We start from the raw sequence: 24,222 nt of genomic DNA on the forward strand, positions 1-24,222 counted from the left end.
AGAGCGCAAGCGCCATGGCACTGAGCACACTCCTAGGATTCACACCCATCCGACTCCTACCCATCGCCCTCCTCCCCCTGGTTGCGTTGGCGCTGCCAGCGCCCGCAAAGGCCGCCGCGAACTGCGCGCAGGGCACTGAGGCGCGTATCTGGACCGCGCCCCTGGAGCCCCAGCCGGGCGATCCCCTGGAGGTCTTCGCCATCGCCACGGACAGCGGCCTGGACGAGGTGCGCGTGACGGCGCCCTCGGGCGAACCCAGCCGGCTGCGCAGTCTCAGCAGCGATGGGCCGCCCTGGAGCAACTATGGGACGGTGTTCCGCCCAACAGCGGGAACCTACAGGATCGAGGCGATGCGCGGCGGGCGGGTTGCGGCCTGCACCGAGGTGCGCGTCGGCGGGGGCAGTAGCGACCGCGGCACGGGCGAATGGGATCTGGCGACCGAGGCACTCTACGCCGCCTGGATCGAGCACCTCTTCAACGCCCCACCGGAGCAATCGCTGAGCTTCAAATCGCTGGGGCCGGTGCTGCGCGATCCGGCACAGAACTTCCTGTACAACTACCTGGGCGCCGGTGAAGACAGCCGCCTGCCCGCCGAACCGGATTGCGCCGATCTACCCTATTTCCTGCGCGCCTACTTCGCCTGGAAGCTCGGCCTGCCGGTCGCCTACCGTAGCTGCGACCGCGGCAGCCGCAGCCGTCCGCCCAACTGCCAGTCACCCATCATCGAGACGCGCTTCGTCGGCAACAAGGCGTCACTGAGCAGCTTCCGGTCGGTCACGCAGGCGATCATCAACACCGTGCACTCGGGTAGCGGCCGCACGGGGCTTCGCGACGAGCAGACGGACTTCTACCCAGTCCCGCTGGACCGGTCATCTCTCTGGCCCGGAACCCTCTACGCGGATCCCTACGGCCACACCATGATCATCGTCAAATGGATCCCGCAGAGCGGTCGGCATAGCGGGCTGCTGCTGGCCGTGGACGCCCAGCCGGACAATTCGGTGACCCGCAAGCGCTATTGGGAGGGCAATTTCCTCTTCGCCCAGACGCCGAGCGCCGGTCCTGGCTTCAAGACCTTTCGCCCGCTGGCGCGCAGCGGCGGCTCCGGCTGGCGCCTGCTGTCCAACGCGGAGCTGGACGGCCGCGCCGGGCTCCCGCGCTTCTCCGCCGAGCAGGGCAACCTGGACGCGGACGACTTCTATGCGCGCATGGAGCGGCTCATCAACCCCTACGGCCTGGACCCGACCGCGGCTTACGACGCCACCCTGGACGCCCTCATGGAGCAGCTCGAGACCCGGGTGACCTCTGTCGACAACGGCGAGACCTACATGCGCGCCCATCCCGGAACGGTCGTCTCCATGCCGAGCGGTCCCGCCATCTTCGAGACCACGGGGCCCTGGGAGGACTACGCCACGCCCTCGCGCGACATGCGCCTGCTGATCGCAATGAAGGTGCTGAAATCCCTGCCGGAGCGCATCATGCGATTCCCTCAGCTCTATGTCTTGAGCGGGGAGAGTGCCGCGAGCGCGGCGAGCCGCATCGAGCGCCTGCACGCGCAGCGGCTGAACGAGCGCTCCATCAGCTATCGGCGCAGCGACGGCAGCCCCTGGCGCCTGACCCTGGGTGACATCTACGACAGGCAGCAGGCGCTCGAGGTGGCCTACAACCCGAACGACTGCGTCGAAACGCGCTGGGGGGCGACGGCCGGCAGCCCGGATGCGTCCACCTGCCGCCGCCAGGCGCCGCGCGAGCAACTCAGCCGCATGGAGCAATACCGTTCCTGGTTCCGCGAGACCACCCGACCGCCCCGTTAGGCCGCGGGCGGGCTCAGACGACAGACCGCCAGCCATCCACCCACCCGGCCATCGTCGGAAGGAGTCCGCCCGTGTCGATCCAGAGAAGCGCCAAATGCCGGTCCAGAGCGGCCATGATTTCGCTGTTGAGCCTGACCCTGCTCTCCTGCGCGACACCGCCGCAGCCTGGCGCGCCTGAGCGAACGACCGGCGAGAGCTGGGCCGGCACCCGCATCGGCGCGCCGCCCGCGCCCAATCCCGCCATGAAGCGGACCATGATCGCCAGGGCCAATCAGGAATGGAGCTACTTCGGCCGCCAGACCGTGGTCTTCAAAGGGGCCGAGGAGAGCATTCCCCATGTCGGAGACTGGGAGGACGACGACGTCCGCCACAGCGGCCGGGTGAACAGCTATTGGCGCGCGGTCGGGAAACCCGGCCTCAACGGCATGGACTGCCAAAAGCCCTGGTCCGCCGCCTTCATCAGTTGGATCATGCAGTCGTCGGGTGTCCCCGAGAGCCAATTCCCGAGCGCGACGGCCCACTGGGTCTATCTCGCCAACATTGTCCAGAACGCCAGTCTCCCAGGACGCTATTTCGTCCCCCGGCGCCTCACGGACTACAGCCCACAGCCGGGCGACCTGATCTGTGCCTACCGCAGCCCCTCACGCATCGTGACCATCAACGGTTACACGACCGCCTCCATGTTGCGGGGCATGAGTGGTCACTGCGACCTCGTGGTCGCCAAGAATGGCCAGGCACTGGAGGTCATCGGCGGCAATGTCCGCAACTCCGTCTCCAAGAGCACCCTGGAGCTGGATGCTCAAGGCAGGCTCCAGCAGGTGCCACGCCGGCCCTGGTTCCTGATCATCCAGAACCGACTCTAGGCGCCTCGCTCGAACAGCGCTTCCGCCCGTTGCAGGCACCTTGGGCCATTTCCGAAGAACACCGTCATCGTAGGATGGGCAAAGCGCAGCGTGCCCATCTTGCCAGCGGTGAGGTGTGAAGGATGGGCACGCCCGTCCAACGCCAGCGCTCCGTTGAAGCCGCCGAGCGCGGGCTTTGCCCATCCTACGGCAGCTCCAGAGCCGGCTCTAGGCGCCTCGCGCGAACGGCGCTTCCGCCCCTTACAGACGCCTTGGGCCATTTCCGAAGAACACCGTCATCGTAGGATGGGCAAAGCGCAGCGTGCCCATCTTGCCAGCGGCGAGGTGTGAAGGATGGGCACGCCCGTCCAACGCCAGCGCTCCGGTGAAGCCGCCGAGCGCGGGCTTTGCCCATCCTACGGCAGCTCCAGAGCCGGCTCTAGGCGCCTCGCGCGAACGGCGCTTCCGCCCCTTGCAGACGCCTTGGGCCATTTCCGAAGAACACCGTCATCGTAGGATGGGCAAAGCGCAGCGTGCCCATCTTGCCAGCGGTGAGGTGTGAAGGATGGGCACGCCCGTCCAACGCCAGCGCTCCGTTGAAGCCGCCGAGCGCGGGCTTTGCCCATCCTACGGCAGCTCCAGAGCCGGCTCTAGGCGCCTCGCGCGAACAGCGCTTCCGCCCGTTGCAGGCGCCTGTCTTGCGGTATCCGCCTCATCTCAGACCGGGTTGCCCGCGTCGTCGAACAGGCCCTCGAACAAGGTCGAGCTGAGATAGCGCTCGCCGGAGTCCGGCAGGATGACGGCGATGGTCTTGCCCGCGTGCTCCTCGCGGCGTGCCAGCCGGGCAGCCACGGCGACCGCCGCGCCGCTGGAGATCCCGGAGAGGAGACCCTCCTCGCGCGCCAACCGCAGGGCGTACTCGATCGCCGCCTCGTTGGAGACCGTCTCGATGGCGTCGATCAGCGAGAGATCCAACACCTCGGGCACGAAACCGGCGCCGATACCCTGGATCTTGTGGGGACCGGGCTTGAGTGCCTCGCCCGCCCGCCACTGCGTCAGCACCGGGCTGGCCTCGGGCTCGACGGCGACCGACAGCACCGGCTTGCCGCGCGTCTGCTTGAGGTAGCGCGTCACCCCCGTGATGGTGCCGCCCGTCCCCACGCCAGCCACGAAGATGTCGATCTCGCCATCCGTGTCCTCCCACAGCTCAGGCCCGGTCGTGGTCTCATGGATCGCCGGATTCGCCGGATTCTTGAACTGCTGTAAGAGGATGTAACGGCCAGGGTCCGAGGCCGCGATCTCCTCGGCCCGGGCGATGGCGCCGCTCATGCCCGTGGCCCCTTCGGTCAGCACCAGGCGCGCGCCATAGGCCAGGAGCAGCTTGCGGCGCTCCAGACTCATGGTCTCCGGCATGGTCAGGGTCAGCGGAATGCCGCGCGCCGCGGCAACGAAGGCGAGCGCGATGCCGGTGTTGCCGCTGGTCGGCTCGACCAACTCCTTGCCCGGACCGAGCAGGCCGCGCTGCTCGGCATCCCACACCATGTTGGCGCCGATCCGACATTTGACCGAATACGCCGGGTTACGGCCCTCGACCTTGGCCAGGACGCGCGCCGGCGCGCCGTCGGTGACACGACTGAGCGCGACCAATGGGGTATGGCCGATCGAGAGGGCGTTGTCTGCGAACCATTTGGGCATCGAATGAGCCTTGAGACCTCGTGGAGACCGCCGGTCACCCGGCGGCTAGCGGTTCACCAGCCGACGGCGGCGCGGCGGGGGATCGCTCCCGCGCCCCAGCCCTGGACGCCATCGCACTCGGGGGCGGCCGCGAGCCGCGTCGGCACGGCCAACCCCCGCTCCCGAGCCGCCTTGAAGGCATCCAGCAGCGCCAGCCCCGCGGGCCAGGGACCGAAGCCCGCATCTTCGTTGATGTGGCCGGCCTTGCCAATCCGAGCGACGCCACTCCCCCAGCGGTCCGCCCAATAGGCGACATGGGCCAGCTTCATCCAGGGATCGTTCGAGCTGGCGACGATGAGACTAGGGAAGGCGAGCAGCCCCCGCGGCAGCTGTGAGGCGATCGAGTCACCGCCCGTCTCGGCGCGCAAGCCCTCGCTGGAGAACCGACCGGGATCGCCGGGGGCGACCAGCAGCACACCGGCAACACGCGACGCGGCACGGCTCGCCGCCGTCACGGCCGCAAGGCAGCCGAAGCTATGCGCGACCAGCCACACCGGACTGCTCGCATAGCGTATCGCGACGCCGATGGCATCCGCCCATTGCCCGAGCGCCGGGGTGCTCCAATCGATGCCGGAGACCCGGCGGGCATCCGGCAGTGTCTGCTCCAGCCAGGTCTGCCAATGACCGGGGCCGCTGCCCTGATAACCGGGGACGATGAGGGTGGAATAGTGCGGGAACTCGAGGATGTTCGATCTAGCCATGGCGGCGCTCGCTCCTGTGATGGTCTGTGACTCGACGACCAGATCCGCTCATGCCGGATCAGATGGCTGGACGATAGCGACGATGCGAACCGAACAAAAAGAATATGTAAGAATTTTTTTATAACCAACAGGAATAAATGACCCGCAATCAGGCAGACCTCGGAGGCGTCCTTGCCTGGAGCGGATGATCGATTGGCGGATTGGACAACCCTCAGGCGCATTGGCGTGCGCGCCAACGCGCGGGCGCATCGGGCACTCGGATTGCAAGATTTCTCCATGGCGTCAGACGTGCCTGCAAGGCACACTGGGCGCCCCGCGCTCGCCCGGCTTGGGCAGCGTTTCACTTCGCCCACGCGAACGGGCGAATTCCGGAAACGACCCGACCCGAGAGGCGATCATCGGTCGGATGCGCCGACCTATCCGTCGTTTCCCGGAAATCACCAGGAGGTCCGCCATGGAACCGATTCGTCTAACCGCCTTCCTGCTTGCGGCGATCGTCGCCTTGCCGACACAGGCCCAGCAGGCCAATCTCGACGGCTACTTCATCGCCTTGTCCGCCTGCGAGGCGACCAAGAAGAAGGACAGCGACAACCCCGGCAACATCCGGCTCCAGGTCCGCCACGCCTATGACGTCATCGCCCGCAACGCCACGCCGGGCACCCACTACCAGATCCAGGTGCCGGGCGCACCCGTGACCGAGGCCCGCTGGGTGCCCATGAGCTGCGGCGCCTTCGCGCCCAGCACCAGCCTGGTCGTCGGCGAGGGCGGCACGCCAGAGGCTGGCGGCGCCACGGGCAGCGGCGTCACGGGCGGACTCATCCCGGACAGCATCGAATACGTCCTGGCCGCGAGTTGGCAGCCGGGTTTCTGCGCCACCGCGGCGGGCCAGGACAAGGCGGAATGCCGCACGCAGACCTCGGAGCGTTACGACGCGACCCACTTCTCACTGCACGGTCTTTGGCCGGACGATCTCGACGACACAGCCATCTTCCCCTGCTACTGCGATCGCGGCGCCCCGATCAAATGCACCTCCAGTCAGGACCGCGACACCCGCATCGACCTGTCGCCAGACGTCCTGGAGCGACTCCAGGTCGTCATGCCCGGCGTGCAATCCGGCCTGCACCTGCACGAATGGCCCAAGCATGGCGCCTGCTACGAGGACGACAAGACCGGACCGGACGCCGGCGCGACCCCGGACGAGTATTTCACCGAGGCGATGGCCGTCCTGAATGCCCTCAACGCCTCGGCCGTCCGCGACCTCTTCGCGGCGCACCTCGACAGCGTCCTGACACGGAGCCAGATCGAAGACACCTTCAACGACGCCTTCGGCCGCGGCGCTGGAGAGCGCATCCAGATGCGCTGCACCAAGATCACGGGCGAAAACATCATCACCGAGATCTGGATCAGCCTGAAGGGCGACATCACCGATCCCGCCAACCTGGAGAGCCTCATTCAAGCGGCGCCTCCAACGTCCGTTTCCGCCAACAGCCACAGTTGCTCCAGCGGGCGCGTGGTCAAGGTGGTGCCCTAGAGCGCCCCCCTCATGCCAGACAATCGGTGAGCGCGGCCTCTAGCTCAGCGAGGGCGTCGCGGAGCGCCTGGGCCTCGGCACGGATGGCGACCGGGTCATGGCCATCACGAACCGCCTGTTCCAGGGCGGCGCTGCGTGCCTGGATGCCGGTGATCCCCAGCGTCGCCGCGGTGCCCTTGAGCGAGTGGGCGACCCGGCGGATGGCGTCCGTATCGCCCTCTTCGAGCAAACCCGAGAGACGCCGCATGTCGTCGCGGCTCTGGTCGCGGAACTGCCGCAACAGCCGAAGGAACAGCGCCAGGCGACCGCAAACGTATCCGAGTCCGGCAGCCAGATCTAAGCCCTCCACGCCAGCCAGGCGCTCGCGCACAGACTCCAGACTCGCCTCCGTGGCGATCGCCGCCGGATCAACCGGCTCAGTCGCAAGGGGCTGCTCGGACTTGGGTAGCCAGCGCAGCAGGACGTCGTAGAGCAGTTCCGGATCGACCGGCTTGGAGACATGATCGTTCATGCCGGCCGCCAGGCAGGTCTCACGGTCCTCGGCGAAGGCGTTCGCCGTCATGGCCAGGATCGGAAGTTGACCGCAGGCCGGCCGGGCACGCATGCGGCGCGTGGCCTCCAGCCCATCCAGCTCAGGCATCTGGACATCCATCAGAACCAGGTCGTAGCGTCTTTCCTCGACCATCCGCAAGGCGATGAGGCCATTCTCGGCCTCGTCGACATCCACCCCGACCTCCTGGAGCAGGGTGACGGCAACCTCCCGATTCAATGGGTTGTCTTCGACGAGGAGCACCTTGCGCCCACGTAGCGCCCTGAAACGCGGCGCCACGCCCCCCAGGGTGTCGGCCGCCTTGGGCTTGCCGCCCTTGACCAGCGCGCCCCTGAGCCGAGCCAGCAGCGTCCGTGGCGTGAAGGGCTTGATAATCACCCCATTGAAACCCGCGTTCGCCGGATCATCCAGGCGCCGTCCAGGCCAGGCATCGACCAAGATGACACGGGGCTCGGGAGCGAGCCCCAGCGCGCGCAGCCGCCGCGCCGTTTCAAACCCGTCCAACCGCGGCATATCGGCATCGAGCAGGACCAGATCGTAGCCATCGCCCGCGAGGTTGCGCAGACACTCGAGCGCCTCCGCCCCAGAACCGACACAGGTCACCCGCATGCCCTGCTCGCGCAGAATCGCCGCCAGGGCGGCGCCGGCATCGGGCAGATCATCAACCACCAGCGCCTTCCAGGCACGCCAGTCGGGTGGCAGCCCGTCCGCCACCGCGACAGCCGCGCCCGGCACGCAGGGGATCTCAGCCCAGAAGGTCGAGCCCCGCCCCGCGAGGCTGTCGCAGCCGATGCGCCCGTCCATGCCCTCGATCAAGCGGCGGCTGATCGCCAACCCCAGCCCAGTGCCGCCGTAGAGCCGCGCGGTGGAGGCATCCGCCTGCTCGAAGGAGTGGAAAAGACGCGCCTTCTGCTCCTCGGTCATGCCGATGCCGGTATCCGCGACCTCGATCCGAATCAGCGGCTGGTCGAGCCCATCGACCAGGACACGCGCCCGAATGACGACCGAGCCCCGATCGGTGAACTTGATGGCGTTGGCGCCGAAATTGAGGATCACTTGCCGCAGCCGCAGGCCATCGCCACGCACCGCCGGCGGCAGTCCGGCGCTATCGACCACCAACTCCAGATGCTTGGCCGCCGCCTTGTCGGCCAGCAGGTTGGCAGCGTCGCCGATGACCTCGTCGAGATCGAAATCATCCGACTCCAGAACCAGCTTGCCGGCCTCGATCTTGGAGTAATCCAGGATATTGTTGATGACCCCGAGGAGGTGCTGCGCGGCGCCTGAGATCTTGCCGAGCTGCTCACGCTGGCGCGGGGTTTCCAAAACGCGCCCCAGCAGATGCGTAAGACCGATGATGGCGTTCATCGGGGTGCGGATCTCGTGGCTCATGTTGGCGAGGAAGGTGCTCTTCGCCTGATTGGCCGCCTGCAGCGCGGCGGTGCGCTCCGCGACCAATTCCTCGAGGTGCTGGCGATAGCGCTCGAGCTCGGCGTCCAGGCGTTTGCGCTCGGTCACATCGTGCCAGATGGCGGCGACATAGGTTCGCTCGCCGATCTGCACGGTCCGGTTGCTCGCCAGCATATCCAGCATCCGGCCGTCCTTGTGGCGATGGCGGATCTCGAAGACGGCCTCGCCGGCCTCCAGGATGCTGGCCATCCGGGCAGCAATCGCATCGGGCGACAATCCGGTCAGATCGTCCAAGCGCAGCTCGGCGAGCTCGCCGCGGCTGTAGCCCAGCAAGCGGCAAGCGGCATCGTTGAATTCCTCGAAACGGTGGGTGACGCTGTCGATCAGAACGATGGCGTCCACGGCCTGGCTGACGATCGCCTCATAGATCTCCTCACGACGCCGACGCTCGACCTGCTCCGCCTTGCGCGCCGTGATGTCGCGGGCGACCCCGATCACGCCGACGAGCTGCCCGTCGACGTCATACATGGGCGTCTTGATGGTCTCGAAGAGCCCCAGATAGCCGTCCTCGGCGAAGGTGAGCCACTCCTCGTTCATGGCCGGGCCGCCCTTCTCCATCGCCTTGCGGTCATGGGCGCGGAAGAAATCGGCCAGCTCGGCACCCACGAAGTCATAGTCCGTCTTGCCGACGATCAAACGCCTCGGCGCGCCGTAGAGCCGCTCGAACATGCGGTTGCAGAGCAGATAGACGCCATTGGGATCCTTGAGCCAGATGACGTCGGGCACCGCCTCGATCAGCGCCTGCAGGCGTGCGCGCTCCGCATCCAGCAGCCTGCTGCTCAGCGCAAGCTCGCACTGCGCGGCATCGCGGTCTTGCTCCAGGCGGTGCGCATGCGCCTCATTGGTCTTGCACAGCTGAACGGCCCTGGCCAGATTTTCCAGAACCGGCGGAAAGAGCTCGGTCAGCGGCAGATCAGAGGCGTAGCTGGCCGGCCCCAGGAGCACGATGGCACCGAAGCCGCGGATCGGCAGGCGAAGGACATAGTCATAGCCGGCGCAGAGCACACGCATCGCCCGCGGCATCTCCTCCCCGCTCAGGATCGCGATCTCGCCCTCCAGCCAGGACGCCGCCAGGGCAAGCGGCTCACCGCGCGCATTCATCAACCGCCGGCTTCCCACGACCGCCAGGAGGCGCACGACGGGCGCATCCGCATCGGTCTCCACGGCGTTCAGGGCCATCCCCGCGGGAAGCCCGGTATGGAACAGCAGACGCTGGATGGTCCGCACCAGCAGCGGCTGCAAGTGGGACTGTCCGCCGATGACCCGGACCAGGTCATAGAGCATCGAGAGCAAACGGACCTGTTGCATCCCCTGACTCATGCCGGTCCGCGTCGGCGCGTATCCCAGTCGATCGCCACCAGCGCGGCGTTGTGGAACAGCGGGTAGACCCCCTCCCCGGCACCGCCGATCTCGCCGAGCGACAGGGCGCCGACCAGCGACGCCCCCAGCTCACGCTCACAGACCGCCAACTCCCGCTCCGCGCCTTCGCCCAGATGCAGACGCCGGCCAGCGCAGTAGAAGACGGGCATCCAGGGATTGGCGGGCGGGCGACCCAAGCGTGCCGCCAAGGCCCGTGCCGTGTCGCTTGAATCCACGTGCGGCGACTGCAGCAGGGTCAGGAGGGCATTCTCCGGGACCTCCCCGATGCACAGGATACTGTCGTCATCCTTCAAGGCGACCGGGATACGCACCAAGGTCTGACCATTGGCGAGGTCGATCCCGAAGGGGAAGTGCACCGCAAACCGGTAGAAATTCTCGCGATCGAGCGCGACGCCATAGTGCTCCAGCACCTTTTCGCGATAGACGGGAAAGGCCGGCTGCCAATCGATGCTCACGATCCGATTGCCCGTCGCCGCCGTGACCGTCACGGCATCCTCCGGGGCGCGATAGCCATGCGTCAGCGCGCTCGCCCAGGTCGCCGGAAGCAGCAGACAGAGGACGCCATCGCCGAGCAGTCGCTCGCCGTCGAAGAGGCAGGGCATGGGCGCGAAGGTCTCGCTCCCCGCGTTGGCGCCCAAGTAGCGCACGCCGTCGGCTAGCTCCAGATAGAGGTCGTCCAGGATGCTCGCGATGTTCGGCACCATGGCGTCGAAGATCATGAAGAGGATCGGCGGCGCCTCATCGCCAAGCTCGGGCGCGAAGGCATCGGCAATCCGGGTGGCGGGCGCGCCATCCTGCAGTCGATCGATCAACGCATTCGGCGGTGTCCAGGGCAGATAGAGCAGACAGGCTCCGTGCGCGACAAAGCGTCGCTCGCGCAGGATACCGGGGAAGAGCGCCCCCAAGAGCCCCAGCCCCTGAGCGCGGCAAGCGGCCTGCAGGGTCGGCAGATGCGCGCGCTCGGCTTCAGCGACCAGGGCCACCACCAGGCCGCCGGGCGCACGCGCGCGCCACGCACCGAGGATGGTCAGCAGCGGCGCCTCGGCGAGCGCATCCAGGAGTTGAACGTGGCTGTCATGCATGAGGCATCCGGAAGCTGGTGAGGTCGTAACGGGTCTAGGTCGCAACGGATGAGGGTCGCCAAGGGCGCGAGCCGCGATTCAGTGCGGCACGGCGTCGCCCGCGCCGGCTGCACACCTGGCGCGGCGCGCGCGCTGCTCCAGCCGGCCGATTCTAGACCAACCCAAGCGACAACTGGCAGCGCAAGCCGCCGACCGGTCGGGGGGCTTGGCCGCGGCGCCTCGCCGCTCGCGATGGTGTGGAGCGTGCTGAACATGACGCACCGATGCGGTACTTGCCGCGCCCGCCGAGATCTCAGGGAAGGCCGCGTAATAGCCGTAGGCCTGGACGAGGACGACAACGCCGAAAAAACCGATCAGCCCGAGCGTGGTAAACCGGCGAAAGACGTGAACGAGCTTCGCCGGCTGAGGGATGGTCATGCGGCCCGGACTCCTGACGCCCGACAGCGTCTCGCGCACGCCGCGGGCGTCGGCTGCGTCAAGACGTCTCAGCAGTGAATCGCTCGCGTGCATCGATGGGCGTGGCTGCTCGAAGGGGCTCCCACCTAGTGATCCTAGATCCAGTGGTTGGACGGTCTCCAGGATGCGTCCAGCCCGGTGCCTGGCGCGCCGCAACGAACGCTCAACAGCCGGATCGAGGGTGATGGGAACGCATGCTTCCGCGTCGCACGCATCCTATCAAGGGGGCTGGAGCCACCAGGCCATGACAGCGCTGCAAGCCGCGCCGCCTTGGGATTCGCGCCATCGAAACAACACAAGGACTTGGTCGTCCGTTGGACCGGTAGGGTGGACGAGCGCGAGCGAAGTCCACCGAACCCCGCGCCATTGTTGGTGGACTGCGCTGCGCTTGTCCACCCTACCGAAGACGACTGGCCCGAAGGATGATCGACGCCCGCGGACACGGCGTGATATTAGACCCGGACACTGAGAGGGGGCAATTAGGGGCTCATCGTTGAGACTGAGACTTCCGGTGACAGTCTATGCAACGCGTGACGCGGACCAGCGTCGGCTGTGCCGGCGACTGCGGACTCGGACCGACAAAGTTCCAGTCGCTGGAATTGGAATGCCCCGGAAAGTCAGGCTGTCTGCAAGGGGTGGCCGCTCACGCTTGATGTCCCACCTTGCCCGTCGCCCTCCAGCGTTGTCGCTGTGTGGCGGAGTTAGCCGTCACCAACAAGCCGCTGGCAGAGGAACTGGATGGCGCGCTCGCGCACGCCAAAGACAGGCTCCGTCCACGGCCATGCGTTTGCGCAGCGCGGCGGCCTACGCGGCGGATGCCTCCGAGCCGTCCCGCGCCAAACCCCACAAGCACATCGATCTCCGTGCCGATCGCTTCGGCGCGGCGGGATCGATCGCGCGAGTAGCGCTTGATGCGGTCGATGAGATGACGTCGGTTTTTGTTCAGAGACGCCAAGACGCCAGCAAAGATCAAGGCATAGGGGTGTGACCAAGACGGATATCTCGACCAGGTTGGGCCGGGGGACGAGGTCCAACGAGACGGCGTATCTTGGGCCTCGCAGCGTCGACCCAACCTCGCAAGCTGGCCGGCCCGCGTCACTGATGGTCGCACCCGCGGCAGACCAATGCGTTGACAGCACAGGACGCAGATCGACACAGTGTTTGCGTTGAGCCAAATCAGTGGCTCGCTAGCGATCGGGGTCGAGCAGGCAGCGGAGGAACGGTGCCACTTTGACTGGCACCCTCGCCCCCTTCATCACCTCGGCCTTCAAGGGATTGACCTGGGCGAGGTTGGCAATGGCGCGCTTCGAGGATGTCCAGGCGGAATGCACGCCGCGCTGTTTCTGATGCTCACCGAAGACCGAAACAAACGCATCGCGGAGGTATCCATGATGGGTAAGAGAGAAGAGCGGGGCCTGAGCTGGCTGCTCGCCGCGGGGCTCATGATCGGCACCCCGGCCGCAGCCCTGGCGGTCGACGGCGAGGCGCTGTACAAGGCGAAGATCTGCCATACCTGCCACGGCGATCGCCCCAACGAGCCGGTCCTACCCATCTATCCCAAGCTCTCTGGCCAAACTGCCCCCTACTTGCTGCAACAGATGAAAGACATCCGTGACGGCAAGCGCAGCAACGGGCTCTCGATGGCGATGAGGGCCGTCGTCGGCGGCATCACGGACGAGGAGTTCCAGATCCTGGCCGACTGGCTGTCGACCCAGTAAGAGGGGCAGCGACCTCCAGCTACGCCCTTGCCCGACAAGACGCTGCAGGAGCGAATCCAGCGTCTCGACAGGGACCGGGCGCACAAGGAAGACGTCAAGAGCGCCCACTTGCGCGGCGGCGCCAGTGGCGATCTGGTCGCCGAGTTGGATGGTCCTCGCCCAGAGCGCGCGGGGGTCTGTGCTATCCTCGGGAAGGATCGCGCGCCGGCAGGTCTGTTACGCCCCGTCCGCGTCGCGCCCCATGAAGCCAGGCGACCGGGAAACCAGGGGCCTCGCCGACCATTCGGCCACTCGCCCCCATCTCCAGGTTGATCGAAGCCGTTTCTCGACTCAACATCCGGCACGGACCCACATGCTGCAAGAGCTGGACAGACTGCCCGACGCGCTCCTGGAAACAGGCAGCCGCGACCTCGGCGCCGTTCTCGGCGCACCCACGCTCATCCACCTGGAAGGCGCGCGCGAGCCGCCGCTCTTCGTCTCGGTGCTCATGCACGGTAACGAAACCGTCGGCTGGGACGCCGTTCGCAGCTTGCTGCGAGAGCGACTCAGGCGCGACGGGGAGCTCGGGCTGCCACGCTCGCTCAGCCTCTTCATCGGCAACGTCACCGCTGCGGCGAGCGGGGTCAGACGCCTCCCCGGACAGCCGGACTACAATCGCGTCTGGCCGGGCAGCCCGCTCGCGCCCACCTTGGAGCATGCGCTCATGTCGCGGGTCGTGGCGATCATGGCCGACCGCGGCGTCTTCGCAAGCCTCGACCTGCACAACAACACCGGTCTGAATCCGCACTATGCCTGCGTGAACCTGATCGACAACCGCTTCCTCCACCTCGCAACCCTGTTCAGCCGCACCGTCGTCTACTTCATCCGCCCCGCCGGGGTGCAGTCGATGGCGATGGCCTCCCTCTGCCCGGCCGTGACCGTCGAGTGCGGCAAGGTTGGCGATCTGCATGGCGTCGATCACGCGCGGCGATTCATCGACGCCGCGCTGCACCTGACGGAGATCCCGGACCACAATCTGCCCCCCCAAGACATCGACCTCTTCCACACGGTCGCCCAGGTCAAGGTGCCGGAGGACGTGGCGTTCAGCTTTTCGACCGACGCGGGCGACCTCATGCTCGACCCGGAACTGGAGCGGATGAACTTCTGTGAGCTACCCCGGGGGACTTTGTTTGCGACATGCCCCGAAGGCGGCGCGATCCAGCTGGATGTGCGTGACGAGCTTGGAGAGGATGTGAGCGAGCGCTTCTTCAGCCTCGATCAAGGCGAACTCAGGCTGCGGCAGGCCGTGATGCCTTCGATGCTCACCCGTGACGAGACCGTCATCCGGCAAGACTGCCTCTGCTATCTGATGGAGCGCTACGGGGATCATGTCCCGCGGCGCGGCGCATAGGTGGGTAGCAGCACGCCTGTCAGCGCCAGACGGCCGCTCTGCACAACAGGCGGGGACGGCTGGCTTCAGCCCTGGTGGGTGATGCCGCTCACCGGCGGGTTCACGCCGCGGGGCTCGCCCTGAATCCAGGCGCGCAGCTGGTACCACAGGCGTCCAAGATGCTCATGGATGGCGTAGGCGCTCTCCGAGAAGGCCTTGATGGAGGGGAGCCAATCCCTGTAGTCCAGGTCCTTCGTCCAGCCCGGATGATGCACGAAGGCTGTCGGCGCCGCGGTGACCCTGAGGCCAACCTCCTCGAAGAGTTCGACGGCTCGCGGCAGATGCCAGGCATCGCTGACCAAGAGGATGTGCTGGACGCCGTCTCGCGCGAGCAGGGGCGCGGTGTCGGTAGCGTTCTCCCAAGTGGTCCGGCTCTCGGTCTCCACGTCCGCCACGCCAATCCCGTAGTCCGACTGGAGGACATCCGCCATCAAGCGGCCGATCGCCTCGCCCTCGTCGCCCAGCCTCCCGCCCGTGACATAGACGGGCAGACCGCTTGCCCGGTGCAGGAAGGCCCCGTAGCGCACGCGCCGCAGGCTGGCATCGTCGAGGCTGTCGCCACCGTACTCAGGCGCATCGCTCCGGCGGCCCGCGCCCAGGATGACGATGGCCTGGGTGGACGTCGGAATGGCGCGGGGATCGAGCGCCGGATAGGGCTCGAGCGGCTCCATGAGACTCGTCCCAACCACGGGCAGGCTCATGAGCGTGACTGAGCTCAAGGCGAGGAAGATCGCCAGTCGCACCGCGACGCCCCGCGCCAGCCAGAAGGCGACCACCAGCATCAGGATGATGATGCCGGGCGGGATCAGGAAGCTCTTGATCAGGCTATAGAGCATCATCCAATGACGTCGCTCGCCTGCCGATCCGCGTGGTAGGACGAGCGCACCATGGCACCGCTCGCGACATTCGAAAAGCCCATCTCGACGCCGATGACCCGCAATTGCTCGAACTCATCCGGCGTCCAATAGCGCAGCACGGGCAGATGATCCCGTGTGGGCTGGAGGTACTGGCCCAGCGTCAGCATCTCGCAGCCATGCGCCCTGAGATCGCGCATGACGTCCAGCACCTCGGCCTGCGTCTCACCAAGACCAAGCATCAGACCCGATTTGGTTGGCACATCAGGATGGCCGTCCTTGAAGGCCCGGAGCAATTGCAACGAGCCGCTGTAGTCAGCGCCAGGCCGAGCCTGTCGGTAGAGTCGCGGAACCGTCTCCAGATTGTGATTGAAGACGTCCGGCACCGCCTCACCCACGAAGTGGGCCAGCGCAACCGACTCACGACCGCGGAAGTCCGGGACCAAGACCTCCAGCCGCGTGCTCGGATTGCTGGCCCGGACCGCGCGCAGGCAGGCGGCGAAGTGGCCCGCGCCGCCATCACGCAGATCGTCCCGATCGACCGATGTGATGACGACATAGCGCAGCCCCATCGCCGCGATGGACTCGGCAAGGTGCTCGGGCTCGCGCGCATCGACCGGCTCGGGTCGTCCATGGGCGACGTCGCAGAAGGGACAGCGCCGGGTGCAGACGTCGCCGAGGATCATGAAGGTCGCGGTGCCATGGTTGAAGCACTCGCCGAGATTGGGGCACATGGCCTCCTCGCACACGGTCGCGAGCTTGCTCTCTCTCAGCAGCTTCTTGATCCGGGCCACCCCAGGGCCAACGGGCGCCTTAGCGCGGATCCAGCTCGGCTTGCGCAGCGTCGGGGCCTTGGTCTCGACCTTGACGGGAATGCGCGAGACCTTGTCTTTGCCGCGCTGATGGGTGTCTGGTGTCGCCCGCGAGGGGGCGGTCAAAGAGGTTGGTTCGGTCATGGATCCCGTCTCGTCCAGCTGTGTGAAGCGCTGGTTATGGGGTCTGGAAGACGGGCTTGCACGCCCTCGGGGCAGCAATCGGCGGAGCCAAGGAGGAAGCGATGCTCATCCGGGAAGCAAACGGTCAACCAGGATATGGAACCAGGGCGTGAACCAGCTCGGATGCAGCGCCAGGGAGCGACGGATGGCCGCCGGCGCCATCCAGCGCCATGCACCAATCTCCGTCGGGTCGGGCCTGGGGTCGCCCGCGTAAACGCCGTGGAAGATATGCAGATACTCGTGCTCGATCAATCCGGTCTCTTGGTCGTCGGCGCGATAGACGAGTTCGGCCCGCTCCGTCAGCGGTACCCGAATGCCAAACTCTTCTTTCAGACGCCGGCCGGCCGCGATTGAGGTCATCTCGCCGGGCCTTGGGTGACCGCAGCAGGTGTTGGACCAGCGTGCTGCGAAGTGGTACTTGCTGTCTGCGCGACGCTGGAGCAGAAGATCTCCGTGCGCATTGAAGACGAGGATCGAGAAGGCCCGATGCAGTTGCCCGAGCCGGTGGGCCTCGAGCTTACCCGCCGCGCCCATGGCTTGATCCCCTTCATCGACGATGATGACCTGCTCCGTGGCGTCGCGCCGCGCGGCCCGCTCTAGGTCTTCTGCTGCCAGGGGCGGGACGATCTGAGCACTCAACGTTCACCTCCAGTGCGGTTCTCTCCAGTGCGGTTCTCACCTGCGGGATTGTCAGCCGAGGGCGCGACGGCCGGCGCATCCGCTGGCGGTCGGAAGGCGCGAATGGCCGCGCTCAACTCCGCGTGGTGTTGGGCATGCGCATCGACATCCACGCCCGCCGCGATGGCATCCCACGCCTGACGGATACTCAGTGCGCCGGCGCGCGGACCCATGGGATGACCAAAGACGCCTCGCCCAGGCACGAACCCAAAATCGGTCGAGCCGACGTTGTCGTAGACCCTCTTCAGGGTGCCGGCCCAATCGCTCCCGCCAGGGACAGGCAAGCTTGGCTTGATTGGACCCATGGGCGCGAGACAGGCATTCACATTCTCCCGCACTTCGTCATCGCTCGTGTGCATGCGCTCACCGAATCCCGGCATGATGATGACGTCGAATCCCGCGAGCCGCTGGAGTTTGGTAAACACCCTGGTGTGGATCCCAAAATGCTCCAACCGGCTGAAGGGGGCGATAAAGGGAAAATGCGCGATCAAGGGAACCCGGGCATGCCGACGCAGCATTCTCACGCCACTGAGCCCGACGGGCATGGCATTCACCAAGAGCGCATTCGCCCCATTCGCGACCGCCAGGTCATGGAGTTCGACCATGCGATCCACCTCATCCGTGATGTTCGCGAGATACATCTTCGGAACGCCCGTCTCAGACTCGGCGCGCTGTCGCGCAGCGCCCAGCAACGCCGATCTCTGCGCCAGGGGGCACCAGGGAGTGTCCGCCAGCATCTCGTCGTCCTTGGCGACATCCAGCCCACCGAGCCAACTCTCAAGACCGAGGTCGCTGAACGCCTCCGGCGGGAGGCCGATATTGGGCTTGATCACGCCGAAGAAGATCGGACGATCGTAGATGTCGAGAAGCTCTCGAAATCCCTGGACGCCGAATCTCGGCCCTTCAAAGGCAGCCAGATAGGCGTCGGGGAAATGGATGTCGAGCAGCTTGACGACTGGGATGCCGGGCGCGAAGAAGGTCCCTTCCCCACAGACGGCGCTCAGAAGATTGGGAATGCGTGGCCCGAAGTTACCGTGCGGATGAGCGACACGCACACGGCAGGCTGACACAGGGCCATCGGGTCGCCTGCCCGCGTCATAGCTGAACGCGGTGCGCCCCGAGTCCACGACCTCCAGATCCAGCACGCGCGCCCCGAACCTTGGGCGCAGATCCTCGTCGAGGCCGACACGCCGCCACTGGGCCGTCGACTGCTCCGCACAGAAATGCGCCGCGGCGAGATCAGGCGCGCCAACACATTCGAAGGAATAGTCCAGCGTGATGTAAGCGTCGGGATCCAGGGTCTTGGCATCCGCGAAAAAGCCCGACCATTCGGCGTTCTTCATCGCTCAGTCTTCTCCCGCGACCTGCACGCGCAGCGTGCGCTCAACACGGGGTCCATCCAACTCGACAAAGAAGACCGACTGCCACTCACCCAGGAGGAGCCTTCCCTCAGAGACCAAGATCGTCTCCGAGGCGTTCATAAAGAGCCCGATGAGATGGGAGTGCGTATTGGGCCGCCCGTCCACGGGATCTAAGTCGTGGCGATAGCCGCGCCCGGGCGGGGCGAGCGATCCGAGAAAGTCCAGCATGTCCTGCTGAAGCTTTGGCTCTCGCTCATTGAGGGCGACGAAGGCTGTGGTGTGCGACGACGTGATCGTCACCTGACCGTTGCGAATCCGGTTGCGTTCGAACAGGCCCCTGATGCGATCCGAGACGTCGATGATCTCGATCGGGGCCGTCGTCGGAATGGTCAGGCTTTCGCAATAAAATCGCATTCGGCAGGGCTCAAATAGGAACGGGCGGGGCGAGTCAACAACTCTCCCCCCGCCCGTCGGCACTGTCAACTGTCAGACTTATTTGCCTGACGGAAGAGCGGTCATGCCTGCTGTCATTTCCACGGGCGCGTAATTCGGGCCTTGCAGCCAGTCGAACCCATCCGAGGACAACAGGATGTAATGGATCGCCAGCGCGAGCAGAAAGAGGAAGGCGAACAGGCCGATCAGCGCGGTGCGCGGATCGAAGATCAGCCAAATTTTGTGCATCTAGATGTCTCCTGAACGAAGCACGGGACGCCGGCGATGTTGGCGCCGGCCTCCCGTCCTTATATCCGCCGGCTGGCGGATGCTTGGCAATTACAGCCAGGGACGCCAGAGCCACGCAAGGATGTGCGCGATAACCACGATCCCAAAAAACATGGTCATGCTCTGCACGAAGATGGCGTGAAATTCTTTCGCTTCTTCTTCGGTCAGTCCGGTCATGCTCTTGTCAGCCATTAGAATTACCCTCAAAAACTTGTGTTTGACCTGTCGGCCGTTACCGCGAATGTCCCCGCGGCAAGGATCACTTCGGTGCGTCAGAGAACCCCGTTAGGAGTGCCTCTAGACGCAGCCATTACTCCAGCGACTTCAGGAGCCACTCAGCCAGTTGAAGGCCGGGCTGCTGAGCAGGATGAAGTGAATCAAAAGCCCCAGCACGAACAGGAACCCGAACAGGGCAACCAGGGTTCTACGCGGATCAAAGATCTGCCAAAGTTTATGCATGTGTATTCTCCGGTCTCTTACTGTTGGACGCTGCTGTTTACAACAATCGCCCGGTCGGTCACTAACACAAAAACCCTAGGCTATTACAGCCAAGGACGCCACAACCACACGAGGACGTGTGCAACGACGACGATCCCCGTGAACGCGACGAAACTGGACACGAAGATGCCGTGAAATTCCTTGGCCTCGTCTTCACTGAGTCCAGACATCGAGCGGTTCTCGCTAGCCATTTGGATGTTCCTCACAGATCGTCAGGATGGCTCAAACGATTCGGTCATCTCACTTCGCCGTCTGCAGGACGTCGTCGACGCAACCTGCAGATGGCTTGTCATGCGGTGCTTCGCTCCCTGTAGCAACCGCGCGGGCGTCCATGCCCAGCGTCTATCCTATGGCTACAGCTTTTGCTGAGCAGGTGCTGCGTTCTCAACTGGAGCCGGCTCTACCGCTGCCGCCTCTGCAGCAGGTGCCGCAGCCTCGACCGCCCCGTGAAGGGCCGGGTAGTCCTTCGCCATCTGCGCACCGTAGAGCGGCTTGTACACTCCCTGATGGCAGGTCATGCAACCAACCTTGAAGGGGTCACCATAAGGCCCTTTACGCGACGCGGGAAGTGCGTCGTTCAGCGGCCAGATGTAGTCCTGGTTGATTTCGCGTACGTGACGGATGGCGTACCAAGCCGTCGTGCGCTTCGGCGTGCTCTGATCCCAAGCGAAGAAGGACCGCGTATTGTGGCAGAAGGTGCAGTTGACGCCGAGCGAGTCGGAGATCTGCATCATCAGGCCGTAGGTCCATTCCGCCTGCTTGATCGAGGTCCGATTGCCAGAGGGCAACGCGGTCTGACCAATGACCCGGATCTCATTCGCCTGATCGAGGAAAGGCGTGTATGGATCATAGGGCAGCGACGCATAGGCAACCGTCGACGATGCAAAGTTCTGACCGGTGGGCTTCATACCCGACGGCTGACCCGGACCCGGATCGGTCGTCCACACGTAGTTCGGAACCGGGTTGCCGCGGTGGCAGGTGTAGCAAGTCACACCCGTCTCAGCAACGTGGTCCTTCCAATTCGTGTTGGCCTGACGAACCAGCTCGAACATGCGACGCGAAACGACCTTAGTGTAGATGTCGTCGGACGCCCAGTTCCCCGGAACGTGGCAGTAGTTACAGCCTTCCTTCGGAGACACCCAGGTCGTCACAGCGACCATGGTCCGGGTGAACTCGGCCACTGACAGATCCTTCAGAACCTGCACGTTCTCGTAGACATCCGTGACCTTGGCCCCACCCTCTGCCGCGGCCGGGATTGCCGCTGGCGGCAAATTCGCCTTCAGGCTCGCCTGTAGCAGACGCGGATTGTAGTTCTGCTCCATACCGAGGCCCCGGTACCCACCTTGCACGACTTCTGGTGGTGGGCGCTCGCAGCCGAGCAGCACGACAGAGGCGACGACAGCGGCTAATGGGATCGCTACATTCTTACCGATTTTCATTGCGCCACCCCCGCTGCATACGGATCCACGATGGGCGCCTGCGCCGGATAGGCCGGAGCAACACCATGTTTCACGGCCCAGAGGTACCAGTTCTCGACCACGGTGCCCGTGAGCAGGATGCCGATACCAGCCGTGATCACGGTCAGGACCGCACACCACCATGCCCAGCGATGGATGGATTCCATGGAGGCATTGAAGCCCATGGTCCAGCGCCAGAAGAGTGCCGCACGCTCCGCCGCAGTACCGCGGTCGGTGATCTGGTCGATCTCGCGATCACCACCGAAGCGGCTGACGGCGAGAATGGTCGCGCCATGCATGGCGAACAGCAGGGCTGAGCCGTAGAGGAACGCGATCGACAGCATGTGGAAGGGGTTGTAGTACAGGTTGCCGTACCGGATCGAGAAGGCAGCCGTCCAGTCCAAGTGAGGGAAGACGCCGAAAGGAACCGCTTCTGCCCAGCTGCCCATCATGATCGGGCGGATGAACCCAAGGCTGAGGTAGAAGAAGATCGCCGCAGCAAAGGCCCAAGACAGGTGCTGGCTCATCCCAAGTGCTTCAGCGCGCTTGTAGGTGCGCACCCACCAGAGCAGGATGGACGCAGTCAGGAATCCACCAGCGATCAGCCACCAACCACCCTCGGAGAGCGGAGGAATCGACAGACCGTACTGTGGCGCCGGCGGCTCCAGAGCGAGCCAGAAAAAGTGCTTCACGAACTGGATGACACTCCAGTCGACCGAGGCCAGCATGTTGAAGCCCATGATGAACAGGGCAGCAACACCAAAGATCAGCGACAGCGTTCCGGTGAAGCCTAGGTAGATTGGGCCGATCTGAGCGTCACCAATCTTTCCAAGCCAGTAGGAGAAGATCGGGTTGCCGATCCGGGGCAGACTGCCTTTCGGCAGCGGCACCCCGGGGTACGCTGGAGAGCGCACCTGCACGGTGTTAAATATATTCTGATATTCGGGCATTGTAGTCTCCTAGATCCTACCAGAGCGGGAGCTCAAGCCACCAGTTCCACCATTCCGGCCAACCACGTGTCCAGAAGGGGCCACTGATCACGATACACACTGCGCTCCAGAAAACCGCGCTCAGCGCCAGGAAGAGGCCGAGACGATGGATCGCGAGGGCACCAATGGAGTAGCCGACGATATCGCGGAAGAAGGTGTTTTCATGCTCACTGGTCTTGACTTCCTCACCCTCTTGCGGATTCGTCACCGACAGAATCAGCGACCCGTGCATCGAGAGCGCCAAGCAGTTGGTGAAGAAGAAGGTGATCGCGAGCATGTGGGCCGGGTTGTAATGGAAGTGCAGGAATTGATATCCCACGTTCGAGACCCAGTCCAGGTGGCTCAGGATGCCATAGGGAAAACCGTGACCCCAAGCACCGAGGAGGATCGGACGAACAAACACGAGAACCAGATAGGCGCCAATCGCGAACGCGAATGCAAAGGGAACATGGAATCCAATGCCGAGCTTGCGACAGATCTCGACTTCCCTCAGCGCCCAAGCGACGAAAGCGCCAGCAGCACAGATCGTGATGATCTGCCAAAGGCCGCCTTCGGTCAGCGGCGCCATTCCAAGGCCGTAACTAAGATCAGGGGGAGCGATACTGATCTGCCAGATATTATAGGTTTGTAGCTCGGCGTTCGGTCCGATGGTCGCACCCCAAACAATCAGGAGTACACCCAACAAGGCAAAGAAGAAACCCGCGACCCCGAAGAAGCCGACATAGAACGGCCCCACCCAGAAGTCGAATAGGTCTCCCCCTATCAGCGTCCCGCCACGGACGCGGTATTTTCTCTCAAAACTGAGCATGGCCATCGTAAAATCCTCTGCTGGGGAGGCATTCCAGATGGCTGCCTCCTCTTAGCACTGTCAGCGGCAGGAAAGACCTGTCGAGCCGACAGGCCTCACCTACCACTCCCCAAAAAGGACGCGATTACCTTTGGGGGACAACCGGCGTCACTTGCTGGACCGTGGCGGCAGGAATGCCGTCTTCGAGCCAGTTGAACTCAGCCGTGCTCAACAGAATCATGTGGATGGCGATACCGAGGATGGTCAAAAACACGGCCAAACCGATCAGGACACGGCGAGGATCGATCAGCAGCCACATTTTCCAGAGATCAGGTGACATCATTATTCTCCTAGAGATAAATAGATACGGGACTCATACAGAAAGGTTGATCACGATTCGGATCAACGCTCAACCCAATCTGATTACAGCCAGGGGCGCCACAGCCAAGCCAGGATGTGCGCGATGATGACGATCCCGAAGAATGCCGTCATGCTCTGCACGAAGATGCCATGGAACTCTTGTGCTTCTTGCTCGGTCAGACCAGTCATGCTCTTGTCAGCCATTTGTTAATCCTCCGAATCTGGGGATAAGCCTTAGTTAAGCCGCACTTAGCCCGTGCGGCATGGGGGCGCCGTGGCCCACACCCGACCACGACTGAGAAGCCGCCCGATAACCGCGGGCACACTCTCTTCAAACTGAGCCCTTCCGGGCTCGAAACCCTGCGAGCGCCAATCCCTGGCCCCCGATCAAATTCAACGACCGCTCAGCAGAGCGATGATCCCTGACGCCGATCCTTTTCGATGAGGCTGTGACGATCTGTCGAAGAGTGCATCGACACGCATTGCTCTTCGTCACGACTCATGTCCATTGCGCCAAGTACCGAAACGGGGTGGCTGCATTTGAGGTGTCAGTCTAGCTTGACTGACACAGATGTCAATCTACATTTACACCTGAATTTCAGTGAGAACTGATCGAGGACAGGGTGGTTGCGCAAAACACCGGAACCGACCCAAAGTCTCTGTCCGGACGCCACTCCACCCGCTCGAACACTCGCGCCCGGCCAGTTGACGAAACCGAGCGCCCGTTACCGAAATCCTGCCTTGCGAACCAGCGATTGATGCGCCACCGCCGAGGTGTGACAGGCATCAGACCGGGCGGAATCCTGACACAGGACGCCGGAT

The 24,222-nt window shown here is 64.6% G+C and carries 25 protein-coding genes; 6 read left to right on the forward strand and 19 right to left on the reverse strand.

Going from position 1 to position 24,222, the window contains the following annotated elements; genetic code table 11:
- Positions 1-14: 14 nt before the first annotated feature.
- Both CKO23_RS02630 and CKO23_RS02635 read left to right on the forward strand, forming a co-directional pair.
- Positions 15-1,811: a hypothetical protein gene (locus CKO23_RS02630; protein ID WP_200328199.1), complete on the forward strand. Its 1,797-nt coding sequence runs from the start codon at positions 15-17 to the stop codon at positions 1,809-1,811.
- A gap of 113 nt (positions 1,812-1,924) precedes the next feature.
- Positions 1,925-2,674 carry a DUF2272 domain-containing protein gene (locus tag CKO23_RS02635; RefSeq protein ID WP_200328200.1) on the forward strand — a complete coding sequence of 250 codons (750 nt, stop codon included), beginning with the start codon at positions 1,925-1,927 and terminating at the stop codon, positions 2,672-2,674.
- A 696-nt stretch (positions 2,675-3,370) separates the two neighbouring features.
- Here CKO23_RS02635 and cysK read toward each other — a convergent pair.
- Together cysK and CKO23_RS02645 are read right to left on the reverse strand one after the other, a co-directional pair.
- Positions 3,371-4,348, reverse strand: a complete 978-nt coding sequence (cysK, locus tag CKO23_RS02640; protein ID WP_200328201.1) for a cysteine synthase A — start codon at positions 4,346-4,348, stop codon at positions 3,371-3,373.
- A gap of 53 nt (positions 4,349-4,401) precedes the next feature.
- On the reverse strand, positions 4,402-5,088 hold the full coding sequence (locus CKO23_RS02645; RefSeq protein ID WP_200328202.1) for an RBBP9/YdeN family alpha/beta hydrolase: 687 nt from the start codon (positions 5,086-5,088) through the stop codon (positions 4,402-4,404).
- A 454-nt stretch (positions 5,089-5,542) separates the two neighbouring features.
- Here CKO23_RS02645 and CKO23_RS02650 point away from each other — a divergent pair, with 454 nt between their 5' ends.
- Positions 5,543-6,619: a ribonuclease T2 family protein gene (locus CKO23_RS02650; RefSeq protein ID WP_200328203.1), complete on the forward strand. Its 1,077-nt coding sequence runs from the start codon at positions 5,543-5,545 to the stop codon at positions 6,617-6,619.
- A gap of 10 nt (positions 6,620-6,629) precedes the next feature.
- Here the strand turns inward: CKO23_RS02650 and CKO23_RS02655 are convergent, their stop codons facing one another.
- The 3 genes from CKO23_RS02655 to CKO23_RS02665 form a co-directional block, all read right to left on the reverse strand.
- A complete protein-coding gene (locus tag CKO23_RS02655) occupies positions 6,630-9,944 on the reverse strand; it encodes a hybrid sensor histidine kinase/response regulator (RefSeq protein ID WP_242482170.1) in 3,315 nt (1,104 codons plus the stop codon).
- 8 nt (positions 9,945-9,952) lie between these two features.
- Complete coding sequence (locus CKO23_RS02660) at positions 9,953-11,098, reverse strand: FIST signal transduction protein (RefSeq protein ID WP_200328205.1); 1,146 nt, start codon at positions 11,096-11,098, stop codon at positions 9,953-9,955.
- A 78-nt stretch (positions 11,099-11,176) separates the two neighbouring features.
- Positions 11,177-11,515, reverse strand: coding sequence for a hypothetical protein (locus tag CKO23_RS02665; RefSeq protein WP_200328206.1), 339 nt, complete (start codon positions 11,513-11,515; stop codon positions 11,177-11,179).
- A gap of 820 nt (positions 11,516-12,335) precedes the next feature.
- On the opposite strand from CKO23_RS02665, the gene CKO23_RS02670 reads away from it, so the two are divergent.
- The 3 genes from CKO23_RS02670 (at position 12,336) to CKO23_RS02680 (ending at position 14,662) form a co-directional block, all read left to right on the forward strand.
- On the forward strand, positions 12,336-12,542 hold the full coding sequence (locus tag CKO23_RS02670) for a hypothetical protein (protein WP_200328207.1): 207 nt from the start codon (positions 12,336-12,338) through the stop codon (positions 12,540-12,542).
- Between the two features lie 400 nt (positions 12,543-12,942).
- The gene (locus CKO23_RS02675) at positions 12,943-13,272 is read left to right on the forward strand and encodes a c-type cytochrome (protein ID WP_200328208.1); all 330 of its coding nucleotides are present in this window, start codon (positions 12,943-12,945) and stop codon (positions 13,270-13,272) included.
- 352 nt (positions 13,273-13,624) lie between these two features.
- A complete protein-coding gene (locus CKO23_RS02680; protein ID WP_200328209.1) occupies positions 13,625-14,662 on the forward strand; it encodes a M14 family metallopeptidase in 1,038 nt (345 codons plus the stop codon).
- A 65-nt stretch (positions 14,663-14,727) separates the two neighbouring features.
- On the opposite strand, the gene CKO23_RS02685 is transcribed toward CKO23_RS02680, so the two are convergent.
- The 14 genes from CKO23_RS02685 to pufB (CKO23_RS02750) all read right to left on the reverse strand — a co-directional run bounded on the left by CKO23_RS02685 (position 14,728) and on the right by pufB (CKO23_RS02750) (position 23,604).
- On the reverse strand, positions 14,728-15,540 hold the full coding sequence (locus CKO23_RS02685) for a YdcF family protein (protein ID WP_242482171.1): 813 nt from the start codon (positions 15,538-15,540) through the stop codon (positions 14,728-14,730).
- Positions 15,537-16,511 (reverse strand): lipoyl synthase, encoded by a 975-nt coding sequence (gene lipA / locus CKO23_RS02690; protein ID WP_200328210.1) that lies wholly within the window; start codon positions 16,509-16,511, stop codon positions 15,537-15,539. Before lipA ends, CKO23_RS02685 begins: the two co-directional genes overlap by 4 nt.
- 105 nt (positions 16,512-16,616) lie before the next feature.
- Positions 16,617-17,189 (reverse strand): isopentenyl-diphosphate Delta-isomerase, encoded by a 573-nt coding sequence (idi, locus tag CKO23_RS02695; RefSeq protein ID WP_200328211.1) that lies wholly within the window; start codon positions 17,187-17,189, stop codon positions 16,617-16,619.
- Entirely contained in the window at positions 17,186-18,571 is a 1,386-nt protein-coding gene (locus CKO23_RS02700) for a RuBisCO large subunit C-terminal-like domain-containing protein (RefSeq protein ID WP_200328212.1), read from the reverse strand. The genes idi and CKO23_RS02700 overlap by 4 nt, the downstream gene beginning before the upstream one ends.
- 3 nt (positions 18,572-18,574) lie before the next feature.
- Positions 18,575-19,003, reverse strand: a complete 429-nt coding sequence (locus CKO23_RS02705) for a secondary thiamine-phosphate synthase enzyme YjbQ (RefSeq protein WP_200328213.1) — start codon at positions 19,001-19,003, stop codon at positions 18,575-18,577.
- A gap of 78 nt (positions 19,004-19,081) precedes the next feature.
- Positions 19,082-19,270, reverse strand: a complete 189-nt coding sequence (gene pufA / locus CKO23_RS02710) for a light-harvesting antenna LH1, alpha subunit (protein ID WP_200328214.1) — start codon at positions 19,268-19,270, stop codon at positions 19,082-19,084.
- A gap of 90 nt (positions 19,271-19,360) precedes the next feature.
- On the reverse strand, positions 19,361-19,501 hold the full coding sequence (gene pufB / locus CKO23_RS02715; RefSeq protein WP_200328215.1) for a light-harvesting antenna LH1, beta subunit: 141 nt from the start codon (positions 19,499-19,501) through the stop codon (positions 19,361-19,363).
- A gap of 132 nt (positions 19,502-19,633) precedes the next feature.
- The gene (pufA, locus tag CKO23_RS02720; RefSeq protein WP_200328216.1) at positions 19,634-19,768 is read right to left on the reverse strand and encodes a light-harvesting antenna LH1, alpha subunit; all 135 of its coding nucleotides are present in this window, start codon (positions 19,766-19,768) and stop codon (positions 19,634-19,636) included.
- A gap of 83 nt (positions 19,769-19,851) precedes the next feature.
- A complete protein-coding gene (pufB, locus tag CKO23_RS02725; RefSeq protein ID WP_200328217.1) occupies positions 19,852-19,998 on the reverse strand; it encodes a light-harvesting antenna LH1, beta subunit in 147 nt (48 codons plus the stop codon).
- A 162-nt stretch (positions 19,999-20,160) separates the two neighbouring features.
- The gene (pufC, locus tag CKO23_RS02730) at positions 20,161-21,246 is read right to left on the reverse strand and encodes a photosynthetic reaction center cytochrome PufC (RefSeq protein ID WP_200328218.1); all 1,086 of its coding nucleotides are present in this window, start codon (positions 21,244-21,246) and stop codon (positions 20,161-20,163) included.
- Complete coding sequence (gene pufM, locus CKO23_RS02735; RefSeq protein WP_200328219.1) at positions 21,243-22,214, reverse strand: photosynthetic reaction center subunit M; 972 nt, start codon at positions 22,212-22,214, stop codon at positions 21,243-21,245. Before pufM ends, pufC begins: the two co-directional genes overlap by 4 nt.
- Before the next feature lie 16 nt (positions 22,215-22,230).
- Positions 22,231-23,067, reverse strand: coding sequence for a photosynthetic reaction center subunit L (pufL, locus tag CKO23_RS02740; RefSeq protein WP_200328220.1), 837 nt, complete (start codon positions 23,065-23,067; stop codon positions 22,231-22,233).
- 118 nt (positions 23,068-23,185) lie between these two features.
- Complete coding sequence (gene pufA, locus CKO23_RS02745; protein ID WP_440870555.1) at positions 23,186-23,380, reverse strand: light-harvesting antenna LH1, alpha subunit; 195 nt, start codon at positions 23,378-23,380, stop codon at positions 23,186-23,188.
- 83 nt (positions 23,381-23,463) lie between these two features.
- The gene (pufB, locus tag CKO23_RS02750; RefSeq protein ID WP_164453637.1) at positions 23,464-23,604 is read right to left on the reverse strand and encodes a light-harvesting antenna LH1, beta subunit; all 141 of its coding nucleotides are present in this window, start codon (positions 23,602-23,604) and stop codon (positions 23,464-23,466) included.
- Positions 23,605-24,222: the final 618 nt, after the last annotated feature.

It is taken from the genome of Thiocystis violacea, assembly GCF_016583565.1.
Classification (GTDB): Bacteria; Pseudomonadota; Gammaproteobacteria; order Chromatiales; family Chromatiaceae; genus Thiorhodococcus; species Thiorhodococcus violaceus_A.

Bases quoted from the DNA above. Each gene is read 5' to 3' on its own strand.
- CKO23_RS02630 (WP_200328199.1), top strand. From the start codon at position 15: ATGGCACTGAGCACACTCCTAGGATTCACACCCATCCGACTCCTACCC.
- CKO23_RS02635 (WP_200328200.1), top strand. From the start codon at position 1,925: ATGATTTCGCTGTTGAGCCTGACCCTGCTCTCCTGCGCGACACCGCCG.
- cysK (WP_200328201.1), bottom strand. From the start codon at position 4,348: ATGCCCAAATGGTTCGCAGACAACGCCCTCTCGATCGGCCATACCCCA.
- CKO23_RS02645 (WP_200328202.1), bottom strand. From the start codon at position 5,088: ATGGCTAGATCGAACATCCTCGAGTTCCCGCACTATTCCACCCTCATC.
- CKO23_RS02650 (WP_200328203.1), top strand. From the start codon at position 5,543: ATGGAACCGATTCGTCTAACCGCCTTCCTGCTTGCGGCGATCGTCGCC.
- CKO23_RS02655 (WP_242482170.1), bottom strand. From the start codon at position 9,944: ATGCAACAGGTCCGTTTGCTCTCGATGCTCTATGACCTGGTCCGGGTC.
- CKO23_RS02660 (WP_200328205.1), bottom strand. From the start codon at position 11,098: ATGCATGACAGCCACGTTCAACTCCTGGATGCGCTCGCCGAGGCGCCG.
- CKO23_RS02665 (WP_200328206.1), bottom strand. From the start codon at position 11,515: ATGACCATCCCTCAGCCGGCGAAGCTCGTTCACGTCTTTCGCCGGTTT.
- CKO23_RS02670 (WP_200328207.1), top strand. From the start codon at position 12,336: ATGCGTTTGCGCAGCGCGGCGGCCTACGCGGCGGATGCCTCCGAGCCG.
- CKO23_RS02675 (WP_200328208.1), top strand. From the start codon at position 12,943: ATGATGGGTAAGAGAGAAGAGCGGGGCCTGAGCTGGCTGCTCGCCGCG.
- CKO23_RS02680 (WP_200328209.1), top strand. From the start codon at position 13,625: ATGCTGCAAGAGCTGGACAGACTGCCCGACGCGCTCCTGGAAACAGGC.
- CKO23_RS02685 (WP_242482171.1), bottom strand. From the start codon at position 15,540: ATGATGCTCTATAGCCTGATCAAGAGCTTCCTGATCCCGCCCGGCATC.
- lipA (WP_200328210.1), bottom strand. From the start codon at position 16,511: ATGACCGAACCAACCTCTTTGACCGCCCCCTCGCGGGCGACACCAGAC.
- CKO23_RS02700 (WP_200328212.1), bottom strand. From the start codon at position 18,571: ATGAAGAACGCCGAATGGTCGGGCTTTTTCGCGGATGCCAAGACCCTG.
- CKO23_RS02705 (WP_200328213.1), bottom strand. From the start codon at position 19,003: ATGCGATTTTATTGCGAAAGCCTGACCATTCCGACGACGGCCCCGATC.
- pufA (WP_200328214.1), bottom strand. From the start codon at position 19,270: ATGCACAAAATTTGGCTGATCTTCGATCCGCGCACCGCGCTGATCGGC.
- pufB (WP_200328215.1), bottom strand. From the start codon at position 19,501: ATGGCTGACAAGAGCATGACCGGACTGACCGAAGAAGAAGCGAAAGAA.
- pufA (WP_200328216.1), bottom strand. From the start codon at position 19,768: ATGCATAAACTTTGGCAGATCTTTGATCCGCGTAGAACCCTGGTTGCC.
- pufB (WP_200328217.1), bottom strand. From the start codon at position 19,998: ATGGCTAGCGAGAACCGCTCGATGTCTGGACTCAGTGAAGACGAGGCC.
- pufC (WP_200328218.1), bottom strand. From the start codon at position 21,246: ATGAAAATCGGTAAGAATGTAGCGATCCCATTAGCCGCTGTCGTCGCC.
- pufM (WP_200328219.1), bottom strand. From the start codon at position 22,214: ATGCCCGAATATCAGAATATATTTAACACCGTGCAGGTGCGCTCTCCA.
- pufL (WP_200328220.1), bottom strand. From the start codon at position 23,067: ATGGCCATGCTCAGTTTTGAGAGAAAATACCGCGTCCGTGGCGGGACG.
- pufA (WP_440870555.1), bottom strand. From the start codon at position 23,380: ATGTCACCTGATCTCTGGAAAATGTGGCTGCTGATCGATCCTCGCCGT.
- pufB (WP_164453637.1), bottom strand. From the start codon at position 23,604: ATGGCTGACAAGAGCATGACTGGTCTGACCGAGCAAGAAGCACAAGAG.